2 protein-coding genes and 1 pseudogene are annotated in these 3,056 nt (G+C 71.2%); 1 reads left to right on the top strand and 2 read right to left on the bottom strand.

Annotated features, from left to right (window positions below; all coding sequences use genetic code 11):
* A pseudogene (locus GA0115259_RS40415) lies at positions 1-482 on the top strand (hypothetical protein); the annotation flags it as partial.
* A 119-nt stretch (positions 483-601) separates the two neighbouring features.
* Here GA0115259_RS40415 and disA read toward each other — a convergent pair.
* Both disA and radA read right to left on the bottom strand, forming a co-directional pair.
* Positions 602-1,726: a DNA integrity scanning diadenylate cyclase DisA gene (gene disA, locus GA0115259_RS19725; RefSeq protein ID WP_093598779.1), complete on the bottom strand. Its 1,125-nt coding sequence runs from the start codon at positions 1,724-1,726 to the stop codon at positions 602-604.
* A gap of 44 nt (positions 1,727-1,770) precedes the next feature.
* Positions 1,771-3,056: DNA repair protein RadA (gene radA, locus GA0115259_RS19720; protein ID WP_107469225.1), on the bottom strand; the 1,286-nt coding region annotated here is incomplete at its 5' end.

The following is a 3,056-nucleotide window of genomic DNA, read 5'->3' as shown; positions in this document are numbered from 1 at the left end:
GCGGTACGGGCGGCGGAGGTACGGGCACCGGCGACGGCAGCACCACCTCGGGCCGGGCGGTCGGCGCGGGCTCCGGGCTCCCGGACTGCGCTCCCAACTCCCTTGCGCTGGCGCTCGCCACCACCAAGGTCGCCTACGACCCGGGCGAGAAGCCCGCGTTCCGTCTGGCCGTCAAGAACACCTCAAGTACCACCTGCAAGGCGGACTTCGGGCCGAAGTCGATGGTGCTGACGGTCACCAACGCGGAGGACGAAGAGGTCTGGTCCTCCGCCGACTGCCCGCAGGCCGGCGCGCTGTACTTCGAGGTCCCGGCGGGACAGACCGTCACGCGTACCGTGCAGTGGGACCGTCGGCAGAGCGCACCGCAGTGCGCCACGCCGCCCGCAGGGGCCGTCGGTCCCGGAACGTATCTGGTCGAGGCCGCGACAACGCGGGCCGTGGTGAAGCAGGGCCAGCAGTCCATCCGTCTGGAGAAGGACTGAGCAGGACTGAGCAGGCGCTAGCGGATCCCGGCACAGACAGCGAACGCCCCGGCCTCATCGGCCGGGGCGTTGTCGTTGCCGCTCCCGTTCCCGCACGTACGGGCGCTCCTCGTACGGGATCAGACGTACCGCTCCAGGATCGAGGACTCCGCGAGCCGCGACAGGCCCTCGCGGACGCTGCGCGCCCGCGCCTCGCCGACGCCGTCCACCGTCTGGAGATCGCCCACGCTCGCCGCCAGCAGCTTCTGGAGCCCGCCGAAGTGCTCGACCAGCCGCTCGATGATGGCACCGGGCAGCCGCGGCACCTTGGCCAGCAGCCGGTAACCACGCGGCGAGACCGCGGAGTCGAGCGTCTCCGGCGCTCCGCTGTAGCCCAGCGCCCTTGCCACGGTGGGCAGTTCCAGCAGCTCCGAGTGGCTCAGCGAGTCCAGCTCGCCGAGCGCCTCGTCGACCGTACGGGCCCGCTTCGCGGTCGGCTCGGGCACATAGTCACGCGCGACCAGATCCCGCTCCGGCTCCACGCCCGCGATCAACTCGTCCAGCTGGAGGGAGAGAAGCCGGCCGTCGGTGCCCAGCTCCACCACATACTCGGCGATCTCCGTGGCGATCCGGCGCACCATCTCCAGCCGCTGTGCCACCGCCGTCACGTCCCGGACCGTCACCAGGTCCTCGATCTCCAGGGCGGAGAGCGTGCCCGCCACCTCGTCAAGACGGAGCTTGTACCGCTCCAGGGTCGCCAGCGCCTGGTTCGCCCGGGACAGGATCGCCGCGGACTCCTCCAGGACCCGGCGCTCGCCGTTCACATACAGCGCGATCAGCCGCATCGACTGGGACACGGAGACGACCGGGAAGCCGCACTGCTTGGACACCCGGTCCGCGGTGCGGTGCCGGGTGCCGGTCTCCTCCGTGGGGATGGAGGACTCGGGGACCAACTGGACGCCGGCCCGCAGAATCTTGGTGATGTCCTTGTCGAGGATGAGCGCGCCGTCGAGCTTGCACAGCTCGCGCAGCCGGGTCGCGGTGAACTCCACGTCCAGCACGAACCCGCCCGTACACATCGATTCGACGGTCTTGTCCATGCCCAGGACGATGAGACCGCCGGTGTTTCCGCGCAGGATCCGCTCCAGCCCGTCGCGCAGGGCCGTGCCCGGCGCGACCGCGCTCAGGGAGGCGCGCATCAGCGCTTCGTTGCCGGAGCCCGCGCCGGACTTTCCGGGCGCTGATGCCCGGTCGTTGGCTGCCACTGCACTCCTCCGGCTCGTACGGATGGGCGAGACCAGGGCAAAGTCTACCGGCGAGCGTTGTCCTCCCGTGGGGCCTCCGCGCGACCCCGGCGCGGCAGCACCCTGAGAGCATCACCCATGTCGGCGACTTCTGTGACCTTCATACCGGCAGGGATCTTCCCTGGATCGGTCGGAACGAGGGCCTGGGTGAAGCCGAGCCGATGGGCCTCCGCCAGTCTGCGCTGGACGCCCGTGACCCGTCTGACCTCGCCCGCGAGGCCCACTTCGCCGATCGCGACCAGGTTCTTCGGCAGCGGGGTGTCGCTGGCCGCGGAGGCCAGCGCGAGAGCGATCGCCAGATCCGCGGCGGGCTCGGAGAGCTTCACGCCGCCGACCGTGGCGCTGTAGATGTCCCGCTTGCCCAGCGCGCTGATCCGGCCGCGCTGCTCCAGCACGGCGAGCATCATCGAGACCCGGGAGGTCTCCAGACCGGAGGTGGTGCGCCGGGGCGAAGGGATCTGCGAGTCGACCGTGAGCGCCTGCACCTCGGCGACGAGCGGACGGCGGCCTTCGAGCGTGACGGTGAGGCAGGTGCCCGGCACGGGCTCGTCACGCCGGGTGAGGAAGAGGCCCGACGGATCCGTGAGACCGGTGATGCCCTCGTCGTGCAGCTCGAAGCAGCCGACCTCGTCGGTGGCCCCGTAGCGGTTCTTGATACCGCGCACGAGCCGCAGCCGGGCGTGCCGGTCGCCCTCGAAGGACAGCACCACATCCACGAGATGTTCGAGCAGCCTCGGCCCGGCGATCGCGCCGTCCTTGGTGACATGGCCCACGAGCAGGGTGGCCATACCGCGCTCCTTGGAGGCCCGGATGAGCGCGCCCGCGACCTCTCTGACCTGGGCCATCCCGCCGGGCGCGCCATCGATCTCGGGCGAGGCCACGGTCTGTACGGAGTCCAGGATCAGCAGGGACGGCTTGACCGCGTCGAGATGGCCGAGAACGGCGGAGAGATCGGTCTCGGCGGCGAGATAGAGATGGTCGTGGATGGCCTTGATCCGGTCCGCGCGCAGCCGGACCTGGCTGGCGGACTCCTCGCCCGTCACATAGAGCGTGCGGTGGTCCTCACTGGCCGCCTTCGCCGCGACATCGAGCAGCAGCGTGGACTTGCCGACGCCCGGCTCGCCCGCGACCAGCACGACGGCACCGGGGACGAGACCGCCGCCGAGCACGCGGTCCAGCTCGGCCACGCCCGTGGAGCGCGCGGTGGCGGTACGGACGTCGACCTGGCCGATCGGGAGCGCGGCGGTGGAGACCCGGCCGGCCGCGGTGGTCCGTACGGCGGGGGGGGCGG

This window comes from Streptomyces sp. MnatMP-M17 (assembly GCF_900091995.1).
In the GTDB taxonomy this organism is placed as follows: domain Bacteria; phylum Actinomycetota; class Actinomycetes; order Streptomycetales; family Streptomycetaceae; genus Streptomyces.
Note: the sequence above shows the minus strand (reverse complement) of the source record. Positions and strands in the feature narration are given on the sequence as shown.